This is a genomic window from Enterococcus sp. NPDC086594 (assembly GCF_044746145.1).
GTDB lineage: Bacteria > Bacillota > Bacilli > Lactobacillales > Enterococcaceae > Enterococcus_D > Enterococcus_D entomosocium.
Window position 1 is genome coordinate 127,239 of record NZ_JBIVBP010000003.1, and the last position, 24,275, is coordinate 151,513.

Genomic DNA, 24,275 nt, shown 5'->3' on the forward strand with positions numbered 1-24,275 from the left:
TTCTTTTGAGGAAGAGTTTCCCTTTATTGCATTGATGGTAGTCATTCGGTGATTTTCAAGGTGAATTGACAATGGTTGAGATAGAAAGTATCATAGCCTGCTTTTTTTTCGATTACAATAAAGACGAGACTCGCCACCCTTCGGCGAAGCCTCGTCTTTTTACAGATCAACAAAAAAAGAAAACGCAGGATTCTACGCTTTCTTTTTCTGTTCTTCTTTTTTCTTGTCTGTGGTCGGTACGGAATCTAGGGCTTTTTTGAAAATCTCTTCTTTTTTCGTTTTGTAGTTATGTTGTCGTTCAGCATAAACTTTTTCTTTCGTCTTTGTTTTCATACTCGGTCACCTCTTCCTTTTTTTTAGTATAGCATAATTTCACAAACTTATGCAAATTCTTGGTTTTCTCCTTGGTATTATAAACTTTCGTATGAAATACATTGTGAAAATATTTCTTTCGGTAGAAGTGAGGGACTTCTCTATCAAAAAATTCGTATCCAGTTGGAAGCGATGTAACAGGATTTCATCATAGCGTCGATCACACTGGTAAAAGAAGCATTCTTTTTGAAAAAACTTTTTTCACAGAATCCCGTGTGTAAAAAAGGAATGATAAATGGGTGATTTTAGTATCGATTTTTGAAAAAGGGGATCAGGAAAGAAATGTTATTCAAATAACAGTCTTGATTTTCAAAAAGTGGGTTTGTTTGTAAAAAAAATCCTGTTTTTATTCGCGAATTAAAATAACGTTGAATGAAATAGCATTTTTTTGTTGTTTATAGAAATCTTTGTAAATATAGTGCCAACGGTCAGCGTCAAAGAGAAAGTGATTAAAAAGAATAACGCAGGAAAATAAATGACACGTTTTATTAAACGCAAATTAAAAAAATACAAAACGAAAACAATATCAAAAAATATTAATTTTTGTTAAAATGGGGTACAGGGGGTGTTTTATTGGAATCTCGGAAAATCAAACGGAAGCGTTTAGTGAAACAAAAACGGTCCCTTTTCGTACAAAAAGGATTGGGTATCACAGCAGCGTTAGCATCAACATCAGGTGTCTTTACGTCTCTTGCTCATGCGACCGAAACGACGAACGCTTCGTCATCAACCAACACAACTGCTACTCTTGCCAGATCGTCAGCTGAAACGGCGATCAATCGACAATTTAAAACAACAGCTTCACTGAATGTTCGTTCAAATGCTTCAACAAGTGCCTCTATCGTAAGTGGTGTAGGAGCAAATACAACAATCACTGCGGTGGCTCAAAAGAACGGTACCTCAGTGAATGGCAATACAATATGGTATAAGCTATCAACAGGCGGCTGGATCTCAGGGGCTTATGTGAAGAGCACCTCAGGCTCTTCTTCTGCCAATACAGGCTCGTCCAATTCGTCGTCTTCTTCATCGGAAAAAGCAATTTCGAAATCAGTGAAAACGACTACTGCATTGAACGTCCGTTCAAATGCAACGACAAGTTCTAGTGTCGTACGCGGTTTGAGCAGTAATGCGACAGTACAGGTCGTTGCACAAAAGAGTGGGACATCGGTGAATGGCACGACCACTTGGTACAAATTGTCCACAGGCGGTTGGATCACGGCAGCCTATGTCAAAGATGTTTCCAGTAGCTCCACAGGCAATAGTTCTTCTGGCGGCAATACAAGTGTTTCTGCAGAAACGGCTATCAGCAAGAACGTGAAAACAACAGCGGCATTAAATGTTCGTTCGAGTGCGTCAACAAGCGGCAGTGTCGTTGGCAGCCTAAGCAACAGCACGACGGTGAAGGTCGTTGCCCAGAAAAATGGCACATCCGTTGGCGGCACCAATGTTTGGTACAAAGTATCGACTGGTGGCTGGATCACAGCGGCATATGTGCGTGACGTCACGTCTAGTTCTGGAAATACAAGTAATAACAATAATTCAAACACAGGTTCAAACAATACTGGTTCATCAAACGGCTCAAGCAATGCGAGTGAGCAAGCCATCAATAAGACGTTCCAAACAACCACTGGGATGAATGTGCGCTCAAATGCATCGACTTCTGCAAGTGTGGTCAGCAGTTTGGGCAGTAATGCGACCTTCAAAGCAGTGGCTCAAAAACAAGGCACGTCAGTCAATGGCAATACCACTTGGTATAAGTTATCAACTGGTGGCTGGGTATCTGCAGCATATGTCAAAGAAGTCAGTGCGACGACTCCTGGCAACAATAACAACGCAGGCAATACTAATGTTCCGATGAGCGTGAACGGAGCAGCGATCGTTGCAGAAGCTAGAAAACATATCGGCACTCCTTATCAATGGGGAGGCAAAGGACCAGATGTCTTCGACTGTTCTGGGTTTACACGCTACGTCTTCTTAAAAGTGACGGGCAAAAACATCGGTGATTGGACAGTCCCACAAGAAAGCGCAGGGACGATCATTCCTGTCTCGCAAGCACAAGCTGGCGACTTGCTGTTCTGGGGTCAAAAAGGGAATACCTACCATGTAGCGATCGCTACAAGTAATACAAGCTATATCCATGCGCCAAGCACGGGTTATACAGTCACCGAAGCACAATCAGGCTTTTCGACTGCTAGCTTCGCTCTACGCGTGAAATAAATATTTTATTGAAAAGGCAAAGGGTTTGTCCTTTGTTAGAAACGCCCCTAAGAAAGCTGCAATCAGTTTTCTTAGGGGCGCTTTTTGTGCTGGGCGCAGATCTTCTAAAAGGTGGGATTTTGCCCTTGTTTTTTTGACAAAAAGGCCGATTTGTCAAAATCACTTGTTTTTACTAGTACAAATTTTTGTCAAAAAAAATAGTTACTGATACCATAAAAACGTACCAATATTAGGAGGGATCTACATGAGATATACGAACGGAAATTACGAAGCTTTTGCAAGAAGCAGAAAACCGAAAGATGTCGAAAAGAAAGAAGCCTATATTGTTGGTGGTGGATTAGCAGGACTTGCTGCGGCAGTCTTCTTGATCCGTGACGGCCATATGGCGGGTGAGAAAATCCACGTCCTTGAAGAACTTTCTTTATCAGGCGGTTCATTAGACGGAAAATTCATTCCCCATGATGGATTTGTGACCCGCGGCGGTCGAGAAATGGAAAATCATTTTGAGTGTCTGTGGGATCTATTTCGCTCGATTCCGTCTTTGGAGGTGGAAGATGCTTCGGTGTTAGATGAGTTTTACTGGTTGGATCACGATGATCCAAATTCGTCTAACTGTCGGATCATCCACAATCGCGGCCAACGAGCAGCAGATGATGGAGAATTTACCTTGTCTGCTACAGCACAAAAAGAATTGACTCAATTATTTATGACTTCAGAAGATCAATTGATCGGGAAAAAAATCGAAGATGTTTTTGGCGAAGAATTCTTTGAATCCAATTTTTGGCTATACTGGTGTACGATGTTCGCCTTTGAAAAATGGCATTCGGCGATTGAAATGCGTCGCTATGTGTTGCGTTTTGTGCATCATATCGATGGCTTGCCTGATTTTACCGCGTTAAAATTTACCCGTTACAACCAATATGAGTCATTGGTCAAACCACTACTTGCTTATTTGGAAGAACAAGGAGTCGACTTCCAATATGAATGCACAGTCAGCAATATCGATGTTCGGATCGTGGGCGAGGAAAAAGTTGCTCAAAAACTTGTGCTAGAAAAAGCGGGGGCAATCGAAGAAATTCCTTTGTCAGAAGATGACTTGGTCTTTGTTACCAACGGATCGATCACTGAAAGTTCCACGCAAGGGGACCATTATACTCCAGCGCCTATCTCAAAAGCACCTGGTGGTAGCTGGCGTTTATGGAAAAACTTGGCGGCGCAATCGCCTGATTTTGGTCATCCAGAAGTCTTTTATGAAAACTTACCTGAAGAAAGCTGGTTTGTTTCGGCAACTGTCACTTGGCAAAATTTTGATGTTGAACCTTATTTAGAAAAATTGACCCATCGCAAGTTGCGAACAGGCAGAATCGTCACTGGGGGGATCATCACCATCAAAGATTCCAATTGGATGATGAGCTTTGCGACCCATCGCCAACCGCACTTTAAAGAACAAAAAGACCAACAAACGATCACATGGGTGTATGGCTTGTTGTCAAATACGCCAGGAAACTACATCAAAAAACCAATTGAGCAATGTTCTGGACAAGAAATCGTGCAAGAACTGCTTTACCATTTAGGCGTGCCGGAAGCAGAAATCCAACGCATTTCAAAAGAATCAAGTGTGGCAGTTCCGGTTTACATGCCGTTTATCACTTCCTACTTCATGCTGCGTGAGCCAGGGGATCGGCCATTGGTTATTCCAAATGGCTCCAAAAACTTAGCTTTTATCGGTAATTTCGCAGAGACTGAAAGAGACACTGTTTTTACAACAGAGTATTCCGTTCGGACTGCAATGGAGGCTGTTTATCAGCTATTAGATGTGGAACGCGGGGTACCAGAAGTGTTTGCTTCCGCTTATGATCTGCGTACCTTGGCCAAAGCTGTCTATTATCTGACCGATAAGAAAAAAATCACGGAAATGGAGCTACCATTTATCGAACGGAAACTATTGGAAGGCTTCGTTAAGAAAACTGAACATACCTACATTGGCGATCTGTTGAAAGAAAACCATTTGATTTAATTAAAACACAACGACGACGAGGCGAAAGAAACTGCTCGTGGTCGTTGCGTTTTTTCATTTACTTTTTAGTGTTGTTTAGACGAATCCTTATTCCTCAGATAAAATCCGGACTTGGATCTCTGTCAAATAAGCTTGCTCGTTGCTAAGGGTCGTTTCATGGATCGATCGTTCATAGAAGTAGTCATCGATTTGCCATTGGTGCGCTGCAATCAGCTGCTTGAGTTTTTGATAGAACTGCTTCAATCCTTCGTCATCCCCCTGATAAATGGTGGTTAAATAGCAACCTGCCGGTTTCACGAAGGAAGCTCGTTGTGGTTCTTCTTGCCGCACATAAACGTAGTCGATGTCCTGCGTATTGCCTTTGTTCGTCCGAATCATAAAACCGTATTCGTTATTCGAGAAAAGATAAGGCTGTGCCATCAAAAGGTCGTAGGCTTGGGTGATCATCTCTGGGATGCTGCTGCCGTTTAATCTAGGACTAAGGGAGAAATACTCCTCTGGCTGTTCCTTCAAGGTGAAGGGGGAAGTTTTTTCTGCAGCCAGACGCAAGTCCGCTGCTTTTCGTTCGATGATTTTTTGGATGTTGGACAACTGCTGAATTTTTTCATCGATGGTTTGCCGCTTGGCTTCCAATAAGTTTCTCATGGTCTCGGCATCCCCCTGCAACGCTGTTTGAATCTCTTTTAAGGGCATCGATAATTCTTTCAAAGACAGGATCAATCCGAGATCCAAAAGTTGATCAAGGGAATAATACCGGTACCCGTTCTCGTCTTTGCTGTTTGGTTGAAATAGCCCAATCTCGTCATAATAGTGGAGTGTCCGAGGATTGATTCGCGCTAAGCGTGCCATTTCCGATACTTTTAATTTGGTTTTCATGGCGCTCCTCCTTGACTTTACAGTTACTGTAAACTTTATACTAAAGATAGTCAACTACTGGGAGGAAGATAGAATGAATAAACAAGTAACATATCGACCATTTAAACGAGAAGATCTGCCTGCGCTTGTGCAAGTAATTATTGATAGCTGGAACTACGACAAGCAATTTGACCCGAAGACCGCCAAACACTTTGCTCATGTCTTTTTGTGTTATGAACTTGCCCGTGCTACCTATTCACGTGTGGCTCTTTTAAATGGTGAAGCTGTCGGTATCTTATTAGCAGACAGTAAAAGAGGGAAGAAGCTTCATCCAATGCGCTATTGGGGGAAAACGATGTGGCATGCTGGCTGCTTAATGTTTTCTAATCAAGGGAGAAACACGCTGCTGCATTATGCCAAAGAGGTGGCTGAGTTAAATCAAGCGATGTTGAAAGACTTACAAATTCCTTTTCAGACCGAAGTTGGTTTGTTTGCCGTTAGTCCCAAAACACAAGGATTGGGTGTAGGCAAGCAACTCTTTACTTCCTTCTTAGCGATGGTCCAGCATGATAAAACAGCTCCGTTTTTCCTTTATACCGATACCACTTGTAATTACGGTTTTTATGAGCATATGGGCTTGAAGCGGGCAGCTGCTGTGAAACGCTGGATCAAAAAGCCGATCAAGAAGGAAATCGAGTTTTATATCTATACTTCCTAAGAGTGCAGCGATGCACTCTTTTTTTCATTGGCTAGTATGGTAAACTGGAAGCAAAGAAGGACAAGAAAGCTGTTTTCGTTTTATGGAAACGGCGCTTGTTTTGGTCGAAAGCGATGGATCAATTCGCTTTCGTAAAAAGGATGGGGAATGGGAAAGGATGGTTTATTTGGAAAAAAAGCAGATTGGGTTTATTTTAAGTGATATCGATGGGACGATCTTGGATCATAAACATCAAATCGATCCGGTTTTGATTGAAGAAATCAAACGGTTGAAGCAGCAAGCGATTCCTTTTGTTTTGGCTTCCGCTCGCTCCCCGAAAGGAATGCTACCGATAGCTGAAGAATTAGAGATAGAAGACTGGCCCTTGGCTTGCTACAACGGTGCCCTGATTGGACGGTACGATCATACGGGTACGCTTGTACCAATATTTAGTCATGAGGTCAAAAAAGCAGAAGCAAAAACTTTGGTTGCGCGCATCAAAGCTGATTTTCCTGGTGTTTCCATCAATGTCTACTCTGGTGATCAGTGGTATTGCGAAAGAGTGGACCAATGGGCACGAGCAGAAGCGGCGATCACCAAAGAGACTCCTGTAGAAACTTCATTAGAACAACTGTTGGCACAAGAAGCTTTTGAGGTTCATAAGTTTCTTTTGATCGGCACAACGGCAGAAATCCAAGCGCTTCATGCTGCCTGCCAGAACGCTGACTTTTTAGAAAGCGCCTTTTATTTATCCAAAGAGAATTATTTGGAAGTCACTCATCAAGCTGTGGGAAAAGATAAGGCGCTAAATGAATTAGCGGCCTATTTCCAAGTGTCGCTGGCGCAAACCTTAGCGATCGGCGATAATTTTAATGACCTGCCAATGATTGCTTCAGCCGGTATCGGTGTTGCGATGGAGAATGCGCCCGATTTGGTCAAAGCAAAAGCTGATTTTGTGACGGCTAGCAATACAGACCATGGGGTTGCTGATGCATTGCGGCGATTTGTCACAGAATAAATAAAAAAACTAGGTTTTTTGAACAAATTGATTGACTTTCATTTCTACTCTCCTTAAACTTTTAGCTATACCTAAAAAGGTAAGTGTTTGTTGGAAAGAAGGAGAAAAATGAATAAGAAGATCGAGAAGACATTGACCAAATTTGCCGAGCCGTTGGGGCTCTCAGTTGATACTTCCACCGGGGTGATTTATGGAACGTATCATAGTTATAAACTTTTTTTAGTTCAAGAGAATAACAATAGTTATTCTCTTGTGGCTCATTTTTCCCTTAGCAAAGAGGGGGAACTTCCGAACCAAGAAGAAGTCAAAGAAGTTTTAAGTGAGTCAAAAGAGATCACCGACTGTGTGATCCAAGGATATCAAGTTGCCTATACATTACGCGGAGCGATGACTGCAGGGAAAACTGTGGACAAGATCCGTACTGCGTTGGACCAATTGACGAATTTCTTGAAGACGAAAGGTTACCAAAATGCTTGTACCTTCTGCGGAACGATCACTGAGCCGGTTTCGCTGTATGCTATTGGCGGCACTCCCGTCATTGCGTGTGAAGCTTGCTTTAAGAAACAACAAGAAGCGGTCCTTGCACAAGAACGGGAAAAAGGGCAGAAAAAAGAAAATTGGCTAGCTGGAACAGTGGGCGCGTTTCTTGGTTCACTGATTGGTGCCGGCGCAATTATTTTATTAGGACAACTGGGATATGTAGCTGCATTGTCTGGAATCGCAATGGCGATCTGTGCCATCAAAGGATATGAATTATTAGGTGGAAAACTCAGTACAAAAGGTATTATTAGTAGTATCATCGTCATGATCGTTATGGTCTATGTCGGGAATCGTATCGACTGGTCGATCAGTGTAGCGAATTATTACACGGACGTTGATGTCTTCTACGCTTTCCGTATTTTACCTGATTTGATTCGTGAAGGGTATTTGGAAGCGAGTCAATATTACGGGAACTTAGGTCTGGTCTATCTCTTTACGGCGATTGGGGCTATTCCAACTATTATCGCTGCGGTACGAGAGGGTAAAGTGACGCGTCAAAGCTATAAAATGGAGTAATCCACTTTCCTATCCAAAGATAAAAAAACGCAAAGCGCGATCTCTTTCGCTTTGTGTTTTTTGTTTTTGTGTCATAAATAATAACATGCAGTGTTAACATAAAAAATAAATAATAATAAAATGAGAAAAATAGCTTGCTTTTATAATTAATATTTATTAAAATCTTATTTACATTCAGAGTTTTGTAATAATTCTGAAAATTTTGGATTTTCATAAGGGGTAGGTAAGATGAAGAAAAAATGGGGATATGGTGTCATCGCTGTTTGTGGAATCGTATTAGCAGGTTGCTCAACAGGAGGGACATCAAGTACAGGTGAAAGTTCAAGTGGTAGTGGGACAGCAGCTGCCGAACAAATTTTTAATGTTGTGGTTCAACAAGAAATGCCTAGTGCCGATCTATCCTTAGCCACCGATACGATCAGTTTCAGTGCTTTAAATAATGTGTATGAAGGGTTGTACCGCTTAGATGCTGATAGTAAGCCCGAACCAGCAGGTGCCGCCGAATTAGCGGAAGTCAGTGAAGATGGTCTGACCTATAAATTGAAATTACGTGAAGATGCCAAATGGTCAAATGGAGAACCAGTAACAGCAGCGGATTATGTCTTTGGCTGGCAACGCACCGTAAGTGCGGAAACAGGTTCTGAATATGCGTACTTATTTGCGCCCGTAACCAATGCCGAAGCGATAACAGCAGGTGAAAAAGATGCCTCAGAATTGGGGATCAAAGCAGTCAGCGACTATGAATTAGAAATCACGCTGACGACACCTACGCCATACTTCCAATACTTATTGGCATTTCCATCCTTCTTCCCACAAAGCCAAGCAGTCGTAGAAGACAACGGCGATCAATATGCTTCAACAAGCGACAATGCCGTTTACAATGGACCGTTTGTGTTAGCTGGCTTTGATGGTCCAGGAACCGATACAGAATGGTCATATGAAAAGAACGACCAATATTGGGATAAAGATACGGTGAAACTTGATACGATCAATGTCAGTGTCGTAAAAGAATCATCGACCTCCTTGAATCTATTCCAGGATGGGCAAGCGGACGACGTCATCTTAACAGGAGAATTGGCGCAGCAAATGGCCAATGATGAAGCGTTTGTGTCAGAACCATTAGCCCGTACTTCCTATATCGAGTTGAATCAGCGAGAAGAAGATTCGCCATTTCGCAATGAGGATCTGCGTAAAGCAATCTCTTATGCCATCGATCGTGATGCATTAGTGACATCGATTTTAGGTGATGGTTCATTGGCTTCCACAGGATTGATACCAAAAGGAATGACCTTTAACCCAACTGATAATACTGATTTTGTCGATGAAGCGGAAAGTGTCATTGAATACGATCAAGAAAAAGCCAAAGAACATTGGGAAAAAGCCAAAGAGGCTTTGGGAATCGATTCTTTAAGTTTTGAAATTTTGGCCTCTGACACAGACTCAACCAAAAAAGCCATTGAATATATTCAAAGTGCGATTCAAGATACGCTTGATGGGGTGAAAGTTAGCCTAAGTCCAGTACCTTTCTCCGTTCGCCTTGATCGTTCAAACTCAGGTGATTTTGATGTCGTTATGGGTGGCTGGGGTGCTGACTATGCGGATGCCAGCAGTTTTACAGATCTATTTGTAACCGATAATTCATACAACCGAGGTCGTTGGACAAGCGATGAGTACGATGCAGCAGTGAAATCATCTGCCACGACAAATGCTGGCAATCCAGATGCCCGCTGGCAAGATTTGTTGGATGCAGAGAAAATCATTATGGATCAACAAGGGGTTATCCCTGTGTACCAAAACGTTGAAGCTCATTTACGTGCACCAAAAGTAAAAGGGGTCGTTTCTCACGGTGCCGGTGCGCAATACGATTACAAGTGGGCAGTTATTGAAGAATAAGCGCCTAAAGAAGAAGCTGGTTTTGCGTAAGCAAGCCAGTTTTTTTCTTGTGCTTTGTTCTTACTTACACAATGTTAGTAATGAGAGCGGATGCAATTGTTTATAAAAAAACAAAAAAAAGTTGACAAGGATCAATGATCAACTTGTCAACCTCGTTTTTTCTTCATCTATTTCACAGAAATCCAGTGAAAGATTATTCGCTAACTGTTACGTCGCCTGTTACAGAAGCGCCATCTTCGTCAAGTGTTGCTGAATCTTGGAATTCTTTTGAAGTGAATGTTACGTTACCTTCAACTTTTGCACCGTTCAATACAAAGCCGTTTGCATTCACTTCAACGTCACCTTTGATTACACCGTGAACGATGTTGAAGTTTTCTGAGTTAACGATCAATTTAGGAACAGTTACTGTGTACTCAGCTGTTACGTTGCGGTCTTCATCTTGTGAGTACAATGCAAATTTACGGTAGATATCAGCTGAGTCATCGCCTTTATCATGGAATTCGCCATCAACGGTTACATCGTTATCAAATGTCATGTCAGCAGTTACAGCAACGATCCAGTTACCATCTGCACCCAATGCTTTTTCAATGACTGAAGTTTGGTCACTGATAGAAGCAGTTGAAACAACATCATCTGATGATTCAGTTGATGCAGCAGTTGAAGCTGCTGTTGATGATGAGCTTGCAGCTGTGTCGTTATCTGAACTACATGCAGCTAAAAGAGTGCCTCCCATAAGCAATGATGCAGCGATTAAAGTGATTTTAGTTTTTTTCATGTTTCCTTCTCCTTTGTATTCCCATAGTTTTCTTAAAAACAAAATGATTATACCATACCGAAGTGAAGTTTGTGAAACAAAAAACATAAATGAGGAGAAATTTAATAAATATCAGCCTAGGATTAAAAAAATTTCAAAGAAACTAGGAATAAATGCGTGACGCTTACGAATGAATGAGACATCTCATTCACAAAGAACCCTCCATTATGGAAGAAATGCCCTTCTTCTATAATGGAGGGTCATTACTACATTCGCTTTCGATCAGTCAACTGCTTGAACTTCGATACGATCAAATCCATGATGAACTGATACATAAAGGCATGGGTTTGGAAATGGGTTTGATGAGGGAAGATGATGGCTTCTTGGACAAAGGGAAGTTCCGAGATCTGTGGGTTGGCGGTGATCACAATGACTTTGGCTTTGGTTCGATCAAAGAAATCTTTTCGAGGCGTTCCATTTCGAATTTGTTGCTTGGTCAGGTAGTCACCGGAATTGGTAAAAATAATAAAAAGCGATTCTTCATCGGCAGATTTGATGATTTCTTCTTGTACGAGATCGTCTTGGAAGGTCCGAATGAACTTGCCGTTGTAAGCTAGTTTGATCTGGAAATCAATAGCAGCCGATTCTGAGAATAATATTCCAAAAGCAAAGACATTTTTATGCGAAACAATTGCTTGTGCGATCCGTTCGATGGCTGGCAGATCAAGATGATGCCGCAGATAATCGATGTCTTGTATCACTGCGTCAAAATAGGAGTCTACGCCTTCTTGCTCCAAAGCAGACAAAATATTCGAGCGATAATTTAGCGGATTGTTGAAGCGGTTCTCGATGAAAGCTGCGTTGTCTTTTAAATCACCATAGTCATCAAAGCCTAAGGTACGGGCGAATTTTGAAACGGTTGACTTTGACACATGGCAAAGAGCGGCGAATTCACCAATACTTAGAGTTTGGATCTGATCGTAATAGTTGATCATGGTCAAACCGATATAGTAGTTGGTGGAATCAGTGGGTGCATTATTTAAAAGATTCAATAAACGAATGATTAAGAGGCCCATTTTCTTTCCTTTCTTGTAAGCAGTTTCCAAATTGCGAACTTTCGCAGGTGAGAGAAAAAAATCTGCTATAGTAACGCCATAAAGCGCTTTATAAATCAAACACGGGAGTGAGTCATTTGGCAAAAGATTATTCAAAACTTGCTAGTGAAATTATAGCACAGGTCGGTGGGGAACAAAATATCGTTAGCCTGTATCATTGCATCACTAGATTGCGTTTTAAGTTGAAAGATGTCGAGTTGGCACGAAAAAATAAGAACAAAATTCAGCAGCTTGATGGGGTATTGTCAGTCATTGAAGGAAATGGCCAGTTTCAAGTCGTGATCGGGAATCATGTGGCAGATGTTTTTCAAACGATCATGAGCAAGTATTCGATCCAAAACGCTTTGGAAAGTGATGGAGATGCCGAAGAATCAACAGAAAAACAAGGCAATGTATTTATCCGATTCTTCAATGTATTGTCTGCGATCTTTAATCCAATCATTGTTGCGCTTGCAGGGGCAGGGATGTTGAAAGCTTTACTAGTTGTTTTTACGACCTATCATTTGATGGACGCAGAAGGAAGCACCTATAAAATATTAGCTGCTGCTGGCAATAGTGTCTTTTATTTCTTGCCTTTATTTTTAGCGATCAGTGCAGCGCGGATTTTCAAAGTCAATATGTTTATTGCTTTAGCAATCGTTGGGGCGTTGCTGGAGCCGAATTTTACAGCAATGGTGACGGAAAACGGTGTGACGGTTGATTTCTTTGGCATCCCAGCTGTGCTGATGGGGTATTCGGGTACCGTGATTCCAGCGATCGTTTCGATCTATATCTACTCGCACTTGGAACGCCTACTCAAACGGATCATTCCTAAGAGTATCGAGATTTTTGCTCTATCGCTAGTGGCTCTTTTGATCATGGTGCCTCTGACTGTTTTGATCATTGGACCGGTCGGTGTAATGCTTGGGGACGGTTTAGGCAATGCCATGAACTTTATCAGCGATAAGAGTGGGCTGTTGGCTGGCTTGTTGATCGGTGGCGGTTGGACATTCTTAGTAATGATCGGGATCCATTGGGGAGTTGTACCGATCATGGTCAATAACCTAGCGGTATATGGCTATGATACGCTGCGCCCGATGATCGCAGCAGCAACATTTGCGAGTGCTGGGGTTGCTTTAGGTGTATTTTTACGCTCTCGCAGAAAAGAAACCAAAGGCCTGGCGCTATCTTCCTTGCTTCCAGCATTGCTTGGAGGAATTACAGAACCCATCGTCTATGGACTTTCGGTAAAATTTAAAAAGCCGTTGATTGCTCAAACCATCGTTGGTGCCATTGCTGGTGCGTTTATGGGCATGATGCAAACCAAGGCCATCGTCTATGTTTTTCCAGCATTGACGACATTGCCAGCTTTCTTTGGGGACACCTTTGTGTACTATTTGATCGGCATTGCCTTTGCGTTCTTCGGTACTGCTATTTTGACCTATGTATTAGGATTTGAAGAAACGCTAGAACCTGTTTTAGAAGAAGGTGCAGGGCTGCAAGTGATGACACCAGTTGCTGGTGAAGCGATCACGCTTGATGATGTCAAAGATGAAGTATTTTCTTCTCGAGCAATGGGAGATGGATTAGCCGTTTATCCATCAGCCGGCGATATTTATGCGCCACTTACTGGTACGGTTGTGACAGTGTTTCCAACTGGACATGCTTTTGGGATCCAATCAGCTGCTGGGACGGAAGTGTTGGTTCATATCGGCTTAGACACGGTTGATTTAGCAAAAGGCGTGTTTGAGATTTCGGTGAAACAAGGGGATCAAGTCGTGAAGGGGCAAAAAATTGGCACCTTTGACTTAGCAAAAATTATTGAAAAAGGATATGATCCGACAACCATGTTGGTCTTTACCAGTGTGATCAAAGAAGATGCATTGACAGTTGTGGATCAAGCGAAAAAAGACGTTACCGCATTGGTAGCAAATGATTTATTAAAAGGAGCGATTTCATGAGTGTATTTCCAAAAAATTTCCTATGGGGCGGCGCAATCGCCGCAAATCAAGCCGAAGGAGCTTATTTGGAAGGAGGAAAAGGATTAAGCGTAGCAGATATTTTACCAGTTGGTGAAAAACGTATTGAGCAAGTTTCACTGCAGCTTGAAGAGGAAAACTTTTATCCGAGCCATGAAGCCATCGACTTTTATCATCGGTACCCAGAAGACATTGAACTGTTTGCGGAAATGGGCTTGAAGTGTTTGCGTACCTCAATTGCTTGGAGTCGCATTTTTCCGAATGGGGATGAGACGGAACCGAATGAAGCAGGTTTACAATTTTATGATGATTTATTTGATGCCTTGAATGAAAAAGGGATCCAACCAGTTGTTACGTTAGCTCACTTTGAGACACCACTGCATTTGGTAACGAAATATGGTGGTTGGCAAAATCGTGCACTGATCGATTTTTTTGATCGGTATACAAAAGTGGTTTTTGCACGCTATAAAGGGAAAGTGAAATATTGGATGACTTTCAATGAAATCAACCATACCCATACGATCCCTTTACTCGCAGCAGGTATCGATGTGTTTTCTTTCGAGACTGAAGAAGAAAAATTACAGGCACTTTATCAAGCGAGTCATAATATGTTTGTTGCAAGTGCCAAAGCAGTTCTGAATGGGAAGGCAGTAGATGAAAACAATCAGATTGGCTGTATGCTGTCACTGAGTCCGATTTATCCTGCAACGTGCAACCCGCAAGATGTTTTTGAATCGTATCAACTGCGCCGTCGTTCTTTGTTTTATAGTGATGTGCAATTGCGAGGGGCGTATCCTGAATACTTCGACCGCATCGTGAAGGATAATCATCTGTTGCTGGACATTACAGAAGAAGATCTAGCGATCATTAAAGCGGGGACCTGCGATTATTTAGGCTTTAGTTTTTACCGCAGCTCATTGCATGAAGCGGGCATGAAAATTTTAGGTAATACTGGCGGATTATTGGGGAAAAAGAATCCTTACCTAAAAGAAACTGCTTGGGGATGGCCGATCGATCCGTTGGCATTACGCTATGTTTGCAGCGAATTGACTGATCGCTATCAAAAACCATTATTTATCGTTGAAAACGGAATTGGTTTAAAGGATGTTGTCAATGAAGATGGATCGATCGTCGATGAAGAACGGATGGCTTATTTGAAAGATCATGTAAAGGCAATGGCGGAATCGATCAAAGATGGCGCAACGATTCTAGGCTATACATGGTGGGGACCGATCGATATCGTTTCTGCGGGGACAGGAGAGATGGAAAAACGATACGGCTTTATCTATGTCGATAAGCAAAATGATGGTAGCGGAGATCTTTCCCGCAAGAAAAAAGCTAGTTTTGCGTATTATCAGCAAGTGATCGCCACGAATGGGGAAGCGTTGGCGTACGAATCATTTTTGAAAGGCGGCAAGTAAAATGAAAAGTTATTTTCCAAAAGATTTCCTCTGGGGGGGAGCAACAGCTGCCAACCAAGTTGAAGGAGGCTCTGGGATCGATGGAAAAGGCTTGTCGGTTTCTGATGTCTATCTGTTCGATTCCTCAATGCCGAAAGAACGTTGGACTGACCAATGGCATATGATGACTCATCAGCAAGTTGCAGAAGCACAGGATCCTAACAGCACGAAATACTATCCGAAAAGACAGGGCATCGATTTTTATCATCAGTTTAAAGAAGATATTCGCTTATTTGCTGAGATGGGCTTCAAAGCCTATCGGATGTCAATTGCTTGGACACGGATCTTTCCAAAGGGGAATGAGGTAGAGCCAAACGAAGCTGGATTGGCATTTTACGACGCAGTCTTTGATGAATGTTTGAAGTATGGGATTGAACCAGTGGTATCACTATCCCATTATGAGATGCCTTTGTATTTAGTGACTGAGTATGGAGGATGGCCGAATCGGCAAGTGATCGACTTTTATGTCCGTTTTGCCAAGACGGTGATTGAGCGATACCAAAAGAAAGTCAAATACTGGGTGACTTTTAATGAAATCAACTGTGTCAAACACCATCCATATGTTAGTGTTGGGATCATTGAAGAAGGCCATCCTAATATTGAACAAGAAAAGTACCAAGGGGCGCACCATCAATTTGTCGCCAGCGCAATCGTGACTGACTATTGCCATCGATTGATTCCCGATGCCAAGGTCGGCTGTATGATCAGCTATCAATTATTAACGCCGTACAGCTGTGATCCAGATGATGTCCAAAAAACAGTCGAAAGTCAACGAACCTCACTCTTTTTCAGTGATGTGCAGGCAAGAGGCTATTATCCAGCATATGCCAACCGCATGTTTGAAGAAAAAGGAGTGGAATTGGTGATCGAACCAGGAGACTTAGAAGTCATCCGGGAAAACCCTGTGGATTTTGTTTCCTTTAGTTACTATATGTCCAGTGCAGTCAGCGCGCATCCAGAACGATTGGAAAGTGCTGTCGGGAATTTGATTACTGGTGGGATAAAAAACCCCTATTTGCCAAGCAGTAAATGGGGCTGGCAGATCGATCCCAAAGGGTTGCGAACAGCATTGAATCAACTCTATGACCGCTACCAAAAACCTTTGTTTATTGCCGAAAACGGTTTGGGAGCAGAGGATGTCGTAAACGAAGATGGCACCATCGATGATTTTTATCGAATCGACTATCTGCGTCAGCATATTGAACAAATCAATGAAGCGTTACATGATGGCGTCGAGGTCTTTGGCTATACGGCATGGGGCTGCATCGATATCATCAGTGCTTCGACCTCACAAATGTCGAAACGCTATGGTTTTATCTACGTCGACCAAGACGATGAAGGCAATGGCACAAAGAAACGCATCAAGAAAGCATCTTTTGATTGGTACAAAAAAGTAATTGCTTCAAACGGCGCAACTCTTTGATTTTTGATTCTTCCAGATAAAGCAATTCCTAGGCTTAATCATAAGATTTCATAACAATTTCGCTTATTATCAAGAAAAAAGCCCAAATTTATTTGCTATTTTATTTTAACCGTGCTATGATGAAAAGGTAAAGTTCTGATATGTTAATACTTGTTTATCTTTTCTATTGATACACACTTCAATTACACATCATTTTCTATTACAAACAAATAAACACAGTCGATGTGTAATATGGAGGTATACGTTTATGAATAACGGTACAGTAAAATGGTTTAATGCAGATAAAGGTTTTGGATTTATTACAGGTGAAGACGGCAATGATGTATTTGCTCACTTCTCAGCTATCCAAGGCGACGGCTTCAAAACTTTAGAAGAAGGTCAAGCAGTGACTTTCGACGTTGAAGAAGGCCAACGCGGCTTACAAGCAACAAACATCGTTAAAGGTTAATTGACGTTAACAAGCGAGAATCCATTGGGTTCTCGCTTTTTTTTTGTTTTATTTTATATAAGTATTGAAATGGATAGGGTTTTGATGATCTGCTACAAGAGAATAGTTGCAGATTTGAGAGCCTAACATGGTAAATAGTACATCTTTGCTTTCGATAGTCAACTAACCCTAAGCGTTGTGTTTTACTTATCCATGATTTCTCATTCGATGATAAGCGTATAAAAAGAGGAAAAGAGAAAGAGGGCACTATACCGTATTCAATAAATAAATGCTTTTCACAGTAAATGAAAAAGTGATTGAACAGGTTTAGTAGCATCGCTACCAATAAAATCACTGATCGCAAGTGATTCAAATGGCATGTCTCATTTGAATAGAATAAAGAAACAGGTACAGTGGAAAATGCCACGATTCAATGTATGGTCCCCCGTACTTATACAAGAGCAATCGATGTGAAAGATCGATAATTCTTATTCGTTTCATCGATATTGTCTTGAATGAATTGTAAAAGTAGAATATATTGATACAAATTAGCTGCTTTTTTATTGCGATTGGAACAAAGATGATTACATTTCGAGGGGGATTTATATGAAGCCAAAAGAAATACTTTGCCAATGGGTTGATGCGTTTAATCAAGCAGATGTAGAATGTATTTCAGAATTATATGATGACAATGCAATAAACCATCAGGTTGCCAATGAGCCAGTTATTGGGAAAGAAGCGATAAAGCAGATGTTTGAGCAAGATTTTTCTAACGCAAAAATGGTTTGTATCGTTGAGAACATTTTCGAAGATGGACAATGGGCAATTTTAGAGTGGTGTGACCCATTAGGTTTGAGAGGCTGCGGTTTTTTTCAAATAGTAAATGATAAAATTTTATTTCAAAGAGGCTACTGGGATAAATTATCTTTTTTAAAACAGCACGACTTGCCTATTGAATAAAAGGAATTCCCGTATAGGAATGGTTAGCAGATATGCATGACAGGAAGGTTGATCGCTTCACGTAAAATTCTTAAAGGGCAACACTGTATGAAAACAAAGCTTTTTGTTTAAGTAATGTTTAAGAATAAGTACGTTTTCTTCCATTTGCACTCTGTCTCGTGGTATAGTTATTAATAAGCGACAAATATTTTTGTACCACACGTTACTTGTTTTGAAGAAATTTATTCAAACCTGGCGTAACTTCAGAGTTACAAGGATACAATAGAGGTTAGGGATTGTATCGTTTAAATGAGAAATAAATAATAGTAGTAATAGTATGCTGCACTTTCAAAGAATAAATATTGACTCGTCAGATAGCCTTCTCGTTTACCCAAACGAGAGGGCTATCGTTCATTAGAAAAGAAAAAGTGTCTTTTTCCTAAAAGAAAGGAAGAAGACACTTTTTGGCTTTATTCTGCTGTGAGGGGGATCGTCAGCTTGCGATCATCGGTTTGATCGTCGAGCATTGAATCGACATATTGCTTCAAAAAGTAAGAATAGGTCGCTAACCACTGATACTCCTCGGAGTCTTTGATGGCAGCTATTTCCTCGACTGAGTAAGTATCATTGCCAGTAAAAAGGGCCGTGTTCAGCTTCGTGACAAACGTGCAAAGTTGTGTGATCTGGGCTTCTGACAGTTCAGACACGGCGGACAATTGGTCGCGGACCAGTTGGTCGGTGTCATTTTCAAAAATACTTTTCTGGTAGTTTTGATAGTCCAGTAACTGTTCATCAGTTTGCTTCGTTTCAGCCGCCCAAGCATCTAGATCAATTTGACGAGCTTCATAGTCGATTTCCTTGTCAGAAAGAGAAAGGACGCCGTAGCCTAATTCTGCTGTTGAATAAGACCCAGTGACTGCTTCATAAAGCGAATCATTCCCTTCGTTAATGTCTTGAATGTGGATATGACCAGAGAAAACGGCTGGCACGTTGAAACGGTCCAACAAAGCGACAGTCTCAGAGGCATTATCGAGAACATAACCGTCTTGTAACAATTTATTATGACCAAACAAGTTATGGTGTAAAAAGATCAGTGGTACTTGCTCTGCTTCTTTTGTCAGGGTTAATTGCTCCTCCAACCAGGTTAGAGTAGCTGGTTTCAACTCACCATTCGTTGTAGGATCATCCCAATTAACCTCAGAATCGTAGATACATGAATCTAGTAAAAAGAGGCGATACTTGTCATTTAACTGAATGCTGTAGCTAAGGGAAGACTTGTCGATACTGTTGGCTTTTTCGTAACCTTCAGCAAAAATCGTTTGAAAATCCTCAGGACTGATTTGATCGGCATAGTATTCCTTTTCACCTTGAAATGCTCGCGCCCAACCATTGTAAATCTCGTGGTTGCCAGGTAATGCTAAAACCATAATGCCAGCTCCTTGCAATGGTTCAAGCAATCTTGCCAACTCTTGAGCACTTGCTTTCTCGCCATTGAGCGTCATATCACCGGTCAAAATAATTCCCGTGGGTTTCTCTTTTAAGGCTTGAGCGGTGAAGGCCTCGATTGATTGTTCTTGATACATCATCTCTTTGCCAGCAGCTCCTTGCGTGAAGGTCTGAAAGGCTTCGCCATTATCATGAAGCGTGGAGGAAAGAAAATGAATATCACTTAAGAGCCAAAACTCACTGTTGCTTGCCTGTTGCAAAGGTGTATCGGCTTCATGCATCTTACGAAATTGAAAGAATAACAGGAAACAGGTGACAAAAAGTGTAAGAAGTGCCAATGGCCAAAACCATTTTTTGTGTGTACGAATCGCGATTCCCTCCTCGCTTGTTTTATTTATTATAGGAAGGAAAAGGAATCTTGTCACATAAAGGGTCTTTTTTTGAAAGATTTCTTGTTTTCATAGTTTTTCTTGTTAAGATAATTCCGAAAAAACTATAAGTGCTCTTATTTAGGTGCTTTTATGTGATAAAAATAACTAAAATAGAAAGAACATCATTTTTTGAAAATGAAAAGAAAACGCGGTGTTTTATTCAGAAACATTGATTTAACGGTCTTTAATTGTTCTGTTATTTATCGCTGAGATAAAGGAAGTGTTAGATTGAAACATTTTTGTAACATTTCCTTTATCTGTGTGTCATATCATTATGGTAGAATTCATTTGTCGTTAAATCGAACATTAAACTTTCTTAGACAAAATTAAGTTTTTATAAAGGCAGTTCATCTGTCAAATCAACCAGCTAGTCGGAGGAAAAACGAGTGAAGAATAGTTTGTTATCAGCATTAATGGTGTGTTCACTAACATTAACCGCAGTTGCAGCACCTGCATTAGCATTTGCAGATTCCATTGATGATCAAATCGAGCAGCAAGACCAAAAAATCAATTCTCTTAAAGGTCAGCAAGCTGACGCCCAATCACAGATCGATTCTCAAGAAGCAGAAATTGAAACAGTGAGTGCAAAAGTTGCTTCATTAGAAGCAAAACAAGTTGAGTTAGGTCAAGAAGCTGAGAAATTGCAAGACAAAATCGCAACATTGAAATTGCGTATTGCCAAACGTGAAGAAGCAATTCAAAAGCAAGCCCGTGATGTACAAGTTAACGGTCAAAGCACCAATTTCATTGATGCTGTTTTAGAAGCAGATTCTTTAACGGATGTTATCGGTCGCGTACAAGCGATGACAACGATCGTCAATGCAAACAATGATTTAGTTGAACAACAAAAACAAGACAAACAAGATGTTGAAGACAAAGTCAAAGAAAACGAAAGCAAGATCCAAGAAGTTGCTGCAAACCAAGCAGAACTTAGCCAACAAAAAGATGCCATTGCAGCAAAACAAGCTGATTTAAATGTCTTGAAAGCAAACTTAGCAGCAGAACAAGCAACTGCTGAAAAAGACAAAGATGCATTGAACAAGAAAAAACAAGAAGCGGAAGCTGAAAAAGCCCGTATCTTGAAAGAACAACAAGAAGCTGCTGCTGCTCAAAAAGCAGAAGAAGAAAGACAAGCTGCTGCTTTGAAAGAAGCACAAGAAGAAGCTGCTGCCCAATCAACAGAGAGCACGACAGAAAATACAGTTGCTTCTACTGAAACAGCAACAAGTAGTTCTTCAAGCAACACAAGCTCAAGTTCAAGCAATACTAGCAGTTCTAACAGCTCAAGTTCATCGAACACAAGCTCTTCGAACACTGGTTCAAGCAATTCAAGTTCAAGTAACTCAGGTTCAAACTCTTCATCAAACAATGATTCTACCGGAAGTACTTCTACAGGCGGCGGAAAAGATCATTCAAGCTCAGGGAACATGTATGCTTGGGGTCAATGTACTTGGTACGTGAAAAACCGCGCTCCTTGGGTAGGTACTTACTGGGGTAACGGGGCCCAATGGGGTGCGTCAGCTGCAGCTGATGGGTACACTGTCAATGGTACACCAGCAGCCGGTGCTGTTGTAGTCTTTGCCGCTGGTCAATCAGTTGGTGGCGTTTGGACTGCTGATCCAACTTATGGTCACGTAGCCTATGTTGAATCATACAACCCATCAAACAATACGATCACGATCTCTCAAGGCGGAATGGGCTTTGACAGTCCTGGTGGACCAAACACTGCAACATTGAGCGCATCTGGATATACTTACATCCATCGCTAATCAAATCAAAAGCAAAGCATCAACGCAATCGCGTTGATGCTTTTTTATTTGATCGATCGCTTTCTAAATCGGTCAGACAAGAGAATTACCCAGAGAGACAAGACAGGGTTCTCTCAAATCTTATCAAGATTCTATAGAAAATAGGAGGTTTCTCGTTCTACTATCAAATAGTGAGAAACGGTGAAAAGGTCGTTTTTGAAGTTACCATCAGTTCTTCCATTGCACGAGAAATCGCCGTATAGAGAATCCGCTGATCTTGATCGGTATGATAATTTTCTGCTGAAACATCATATAAAAGAACCTGCTTAAATTCCAATCCTTTGGCAAGATGAATCGGTAAAACCGTTCCATGAAATGACACGGCCTGTTTATCGAAGAATTGTTTAAGCTCTTCACTGGATCGACTATCTTTTGTGATGATCGTTACTGGCTGCTTAAGTTCCTTTACTATGTCTACCAAGGCAACGTCAGTCAGATTGGCATAAAACTGTGGCAACTTTCCTGCTGGTCGAACGGCAGAGATGTTTAAATTGGTTTCTTTTGGTAGCATTTGAGCAAATAACCGTGTGATTACACCGCTAGACCGATAACTCGTAGTCAGCTGATACGTTTCGAGGGATTTCGCCTGTTGTTGAAATATCGTTTGGATTTCTGATACGGTGATGGCACTTGTAAAAATCGCCTGTTGCTGATCCCCCACGAGGGTGAAAGCGGTCATAGGAAAAAGACATAATAGAAACTGCAGTTGTGCTGGCGTATAATCTTGGACTTCGTCGATAAAGAGATAGCGCAAAGCAGGGACAGGTTGTTTTTCGGCCACCAAATGACGTATCAGCAATAGACAAACAGTATAATCCAAACTATCTGTTGTTTGCGTCAAAGTGATCTGTCCATGAGTAAAATAGTCGGCACTGTCTGCTAACAATTGTTTCGTATCAAACCACGTAAGGTCGTTGATTTGTTTCGTAACTTTTGCATATTTTTTCTTTAGGAGGCGAAGGGCTGCTTTCTGAATCGTTTTTTCTGAATCATCTTTTAAAACTGTCCCTAAAAGGGATCGTTGTTCATCTTCAGTCAAAGAACGAACTTGGTCGTGAACATTCGCTGCTAAGGCATTTTTTTGCAATCGTTCCTCCCAAGCGTAAGCCAATTTCTTTTTGACAGCTTGGATGCGATCGCGCAAGGGTGCCTGTTTCGGTGTTTCTTGGAAGAAAGTGTCGATCGTTTCTTCAGAAAAAAGGACGACGTTTTTTCTTTTGATTGGTTTAAACTGAAGCACAAGTTCTTCTGGCAGCTGTTTGCTCAAGGATTGAAGAAAGCGGCTGAAGTCAGCACTGCGTAAAAGTTCGATTGCTTCACTGGGTGCTTGCTGGATGCGGTTAAAATAAGCCTCTTCCGATTCTAAGTCAACGCTAGGAAATGCTTGGCAAAACTGCCGCATGGTCAACGTCAATGGATTTTTTTCACCGAGGGAAGGCAGCACTTGCGAAATATAATCAATAAACCGCGAATTCGGGGAGAGGATCAAGACATTCTCTGCGGTCATCTCTTCACGAAAATGGTACAGCAAAAAGGCGATCCGCTGCATGACAGCAGAAGTTTTTCCGCTTCCAGCAACACCGTTGACCAGTAGGTTTTTATGCGCTAAGTCACGGATGATGACGTTTTGTTCGTGTTGGATCGAAGCAGTGATATCCTGCATTTTTTGGCTATTATTGGCTTCAAGGGCTGCCAGTAACACTTCATCTTGAATCGCCACTGAGGTATCAAAGGCTTGCTTCAATTGATCTTTTTCGATAATAAATTGACGTCGTTGTTCAAGAACGGCAGAAATCGTCTGATTGTTCACTTGATAAGAGACCGGACCCAAGCGTTTGGCATAGAACAATTCGGCAATTGGGGAGCGCCAATCATAGATCAGCCCTTCCTTATTTTCATTAACAAAACCATTGATCCCAATGTAAAAATCTTCTATCGTTTCCTCATCTTCAAATTGTAGGGAGATTTTACCAAAGTAGGGACTATCCAGAAGACGGTCGATGGCAGCTAATTCACGTTCAGCAGATTGAAGAGCGGCGTTCATTTGGTCGATCTCACGATTCTTACTTTCGATGGCAGCAAAAGTATCTAAACGGTCAGCAAAATTATCAAAGTTTAAGCGAATCTCTTCGCCGATGCTTTGCATCGCAAGGCGATCTTTTTTTCTGCCTTCAGTCAAGAAACTGTTCAGCACTGTCTTTCGTGTCAGCAATTGCTGGTACGTGTCTGCGAGATGCTTCTTTTCAGCCTTTAGGTTGTTCATTCAGACTCACATCCATTCTCCAAAGTAACTCAATTATACGGGCATCCACCAAAAATACTAGTCTATTTTTTTGACTCTGGATGCGGTATAATAATAGTGGGAAGAGGCAGCTGATTGTTCCAATGT

Annotated in this window: 18 protein-coding genes; 12 read left to right on the top strand and 6 right to left on the bottom strand. The window is 41.4% G+C overall.

All coding sequences use genetic code 11. The annotated features are described in order from the left end of the window. Window positions 1-192: 192 nt before the first annotated feature. Window positions 193-333 carry a hypothetical protein gene (locus ACIPK1_RS06860; protein WP_005237363.1) on the bottom strand — a complete coding sequence of 47 codons (141 nt, stop codon included), beginning with the start codon at window positions 331-333 and terminating at the stop codon, window positions 193-195. Window positions 334-945: 612 nt separating this feature from the next. On the opposite strand from ACIPK1_RS06860, the gene ACIPK1_RS06865 reads away from it, so the two are divergent. After that, window positions 946-2,589 carry an SH3 domain-containing protein gene (locus ACIPK1_RS06865; protein ID WP_008377254.1) on the top strand — a complete coding sequence of 548 codons (1,644 nt, stop codon included), beginning with the start codon at window positions 946-948 and terminating at the stop codon, window positions 2,587-2,589. A 244-nt stretch (window positions 2,590-2,833) separates the two neighbouring features. After that, window positions 2,834-4,606 carry an oleate hydratase gene (locus ACIPK1_RS06870; RefSeq protein WP_086299175.1) on the top strand — a complete coding sequence of 591 codons (1,773 nt, stop codon included), beginning with the start codon at window positions 2,834-2,836 and terminating at the stop codon, window positions 4,604-4,606. Between the two features lie 87 nt (window positions 4,607-4,693). Here ACIPK1_RS06870 and ACIPK1_RS06875 read toward each other — a convergent pair whose 3' ends face one another. Further along, complete coding sequence (locus tag ACIPK1_RS06875) at window positions 4,694-5,482, bottom strand: MerR family transcriptional regulator (RefSeq protein WP_086299176.1); 789 nt, start codon at window positions 5,480-5,482, stop codon at window positions 4,694-4,696. Between the two features lie 73 nt (window positions 5,483-5,555). Here ACIPK1_RS06875 and ACIPK1_RS06880 point away from each other — a divergent pair, with 73 nt between their 5' ends. From ACIPK1_RS06880 to ACIPK1_RS06895, 4 genes are all read left to right on the top strand, one after another. Further along, window positions 5,556-6,179: a GNAT family N-acetyltransferase gene (locus tag ACIPK1_RS06880; protein WP_400450347.1), complete on the top strand. Its 624-nt coding sequence runs from the start codon at window positions 5,556-5,558 to the stop codon at window positions 6,177-6,179. Between the two features lie 157 nt (window positions 6,180-6,336). Beyond that, window positions 6,337-7,176 (top strand): Cof-type HAD-IIB family hydrolase, encoded by an 840-nt coding sequence (locus ACIPK1_RS06885; protein WP_158297424.1) that lies wholly within the window; start codon window positions 6,337-6,339, stop codon window positions 7,174-7,176. Window positions 7,177-7,284: 108 nt separating this feature from the next. Continuing rightward, window positions 7,285-8,232 carry a hypothetical protein gene (locus ACIPK1_RS06890; RefSeq protein ID WP_101698863.1) on the top strand — a complete coding sequence of 316 codons (948 nt, stop codon included), beginning with the start codon at window positions 7,285-7,287 and terminating at the stop codon, window positions 8,230-8,232. Between the two features lie 228 nt (window positions 8,233-8,460). Next, window positions 8,461-10,125, top strand: coding sequence for a peptide ABC transporter substrate-binding protein (locus ACIPK1_RS06895; RefSeq protein ID WP_005237349.1), 1,665 nt, complete (start codon window positions 8,461-8,463; stop codon window positions 10,123-10,125). Between the two features lie 193 nt (window positions 10,126-10,318). On the opposite strand, the gene ACIPK1_RS06900 is transcribed toward ACIPK1_RS06895, so the two are convergent. After that, window positions 10,319-10,900 (bottom strand): polymer-forming cytoskeletal protein, encoded by a 582-nt coding sequence (locus ACIPK1_RS06900; RefSeq protein ID WP_005237347.1) that lies wholly within the window; start codon window positions 10,898-10,900, stop codon window positions 10,319-10,321. Between the two features lie 245 nt (window positions 10,901-11,145). Continuing rightward, window positions 11,146-11,955 carry a MurR/RpiR family transcriptional regulator gene (locus ACIPK1_RS06905; protein ID WP_086299179.1) on the bottom strand — a complete coding sequence of 270 codons (810 nt, stop codon included), beginning with the start codon at window positions 11,953-11,955 and terminating at the stop codon, window positions 11,146-11,148. Window positions 11,956-12,062: 107 nt separating this feature from the next. On the opposite strand from ACIPK1_RS06905, the gene ACIPK1_RS06910 reads away from it, so the two are divergent. From ACIPK1_RS06910 to ACIPK1_RS06930, 5 genes are all read left to right on the top strand, one after another. Then, window positions 12,063-13,934 carry a beta-glucoside-specific PTS transporter subunit IIABC gene (locus ACIPK1_RS06910; RefSeq protein ID WP_086299180.1) on the top strand — a complete coding sequence of 624 codons (1,872 nt, stop codon included), beginning with the start codon at window positions 12,063-12,065 and terminating at the stop codon, window positions 13,932-13,934. Beyond that, window positions 13,931-15,373 carry a glycoside hydrolase family 1 protein gene (locus ACIPK1_RS06915; protein WP_005237340.1) on the top strand — a complete coding sequence of 481 codons (1,443 nt, stop codon included), beginning with the start codon at window positions 13,931-13,933 and terminating at the stop codon, window positions 15,371-15,373. Before ACIPK1_RS06910 ends, ACIPK1_RS06915 begins: the two co-directional genes overlap by 4 nt. 1 nt (window position 15,374) lies before the next feature. Then, complete coding sequence (locus ACIPK1_RS06920; protein ID WP_086332108.1) at window positions 15,375-16,835, top strand: glycoside hydrolase family 1 protein; 1,461 nt, start codon at window positions 15,375-15,377, stop codon at window positions 16,833-16,835. Between the two features lie 247 nt (window positions 16,836-17,082). Beyond that, window positions 17,083-17,283, top strand: coding sequence for a cold-shock protein (locus ACIPK1_RS06925; protein WP_005225331.1), 201 nt, complete (start codon window positions 17,083-17,085; stop codon window positions 17,281-17,283). 585 nt (window positions 17,284-17,868) lie between these two features. After that, window positions 17,869-18,222 (top strand): nuclear transport factor 2 family protein, encoded by a 354-nt coding sequence (locus tag ACIPK1_RS06930; protein ID WP_061053848.1) that lies wholly within the window; start codon window positions 17,869-17,871, stop codon window positions 18,220-18,222. Window positions 18,223-18,671: 449 nt separating this feature from the next. Here ACIPK1_RS06930 and ACIPK1_RS06935 read toward each other — a convergent pair whose 3' ends face one another. Beyond that, entirely contained in the window at window positions 18,672-20,072 is a 1,401-nt protein-coding gene (locus tag ACIPK1_RS06935; RefSeq protein WP_400450352.1) for a metallophosphoesterase, read from the bottom strand. A 392-nt stretch (window positions 20,073-20,464) separates the two neighbouring features. On the opposite strand from ACIPK1_RS06935, the gene ACIPK1_RS06940 reads away from it, so the two are divergent. Beyond that, on the top strand, window positions 20,465-21,847 hold the full coding sequence (locus ACIPK1_RS06940; protein WP_400450354.1) for a CHAP domain-containing protein: 1,383 nt from the start codon (window positions 20,465-20,467) through the stop codon (window positions 21,845-21,847). A 163-nt stretch (window positions 21,848-22,010) separates the two neighbouring features. On the opposite strand, the gene ACIPK1_RS06945 is transcribed toward ACIPK1_RS06940, so the two are convergent. Beyond that, on the bottom strand, window positions 22,011-24,149 hold the full coding sequence (locus ACIPK1_RS06945) for a HelD family protein (protein WP_400450356.1): 2,139 nt from the start codon (window positions 24,147-24,149) through the stop codon (window positions 22,011-22,013). Window positions 24,150-24,275 lie beyond the last annotated feature (126 nt).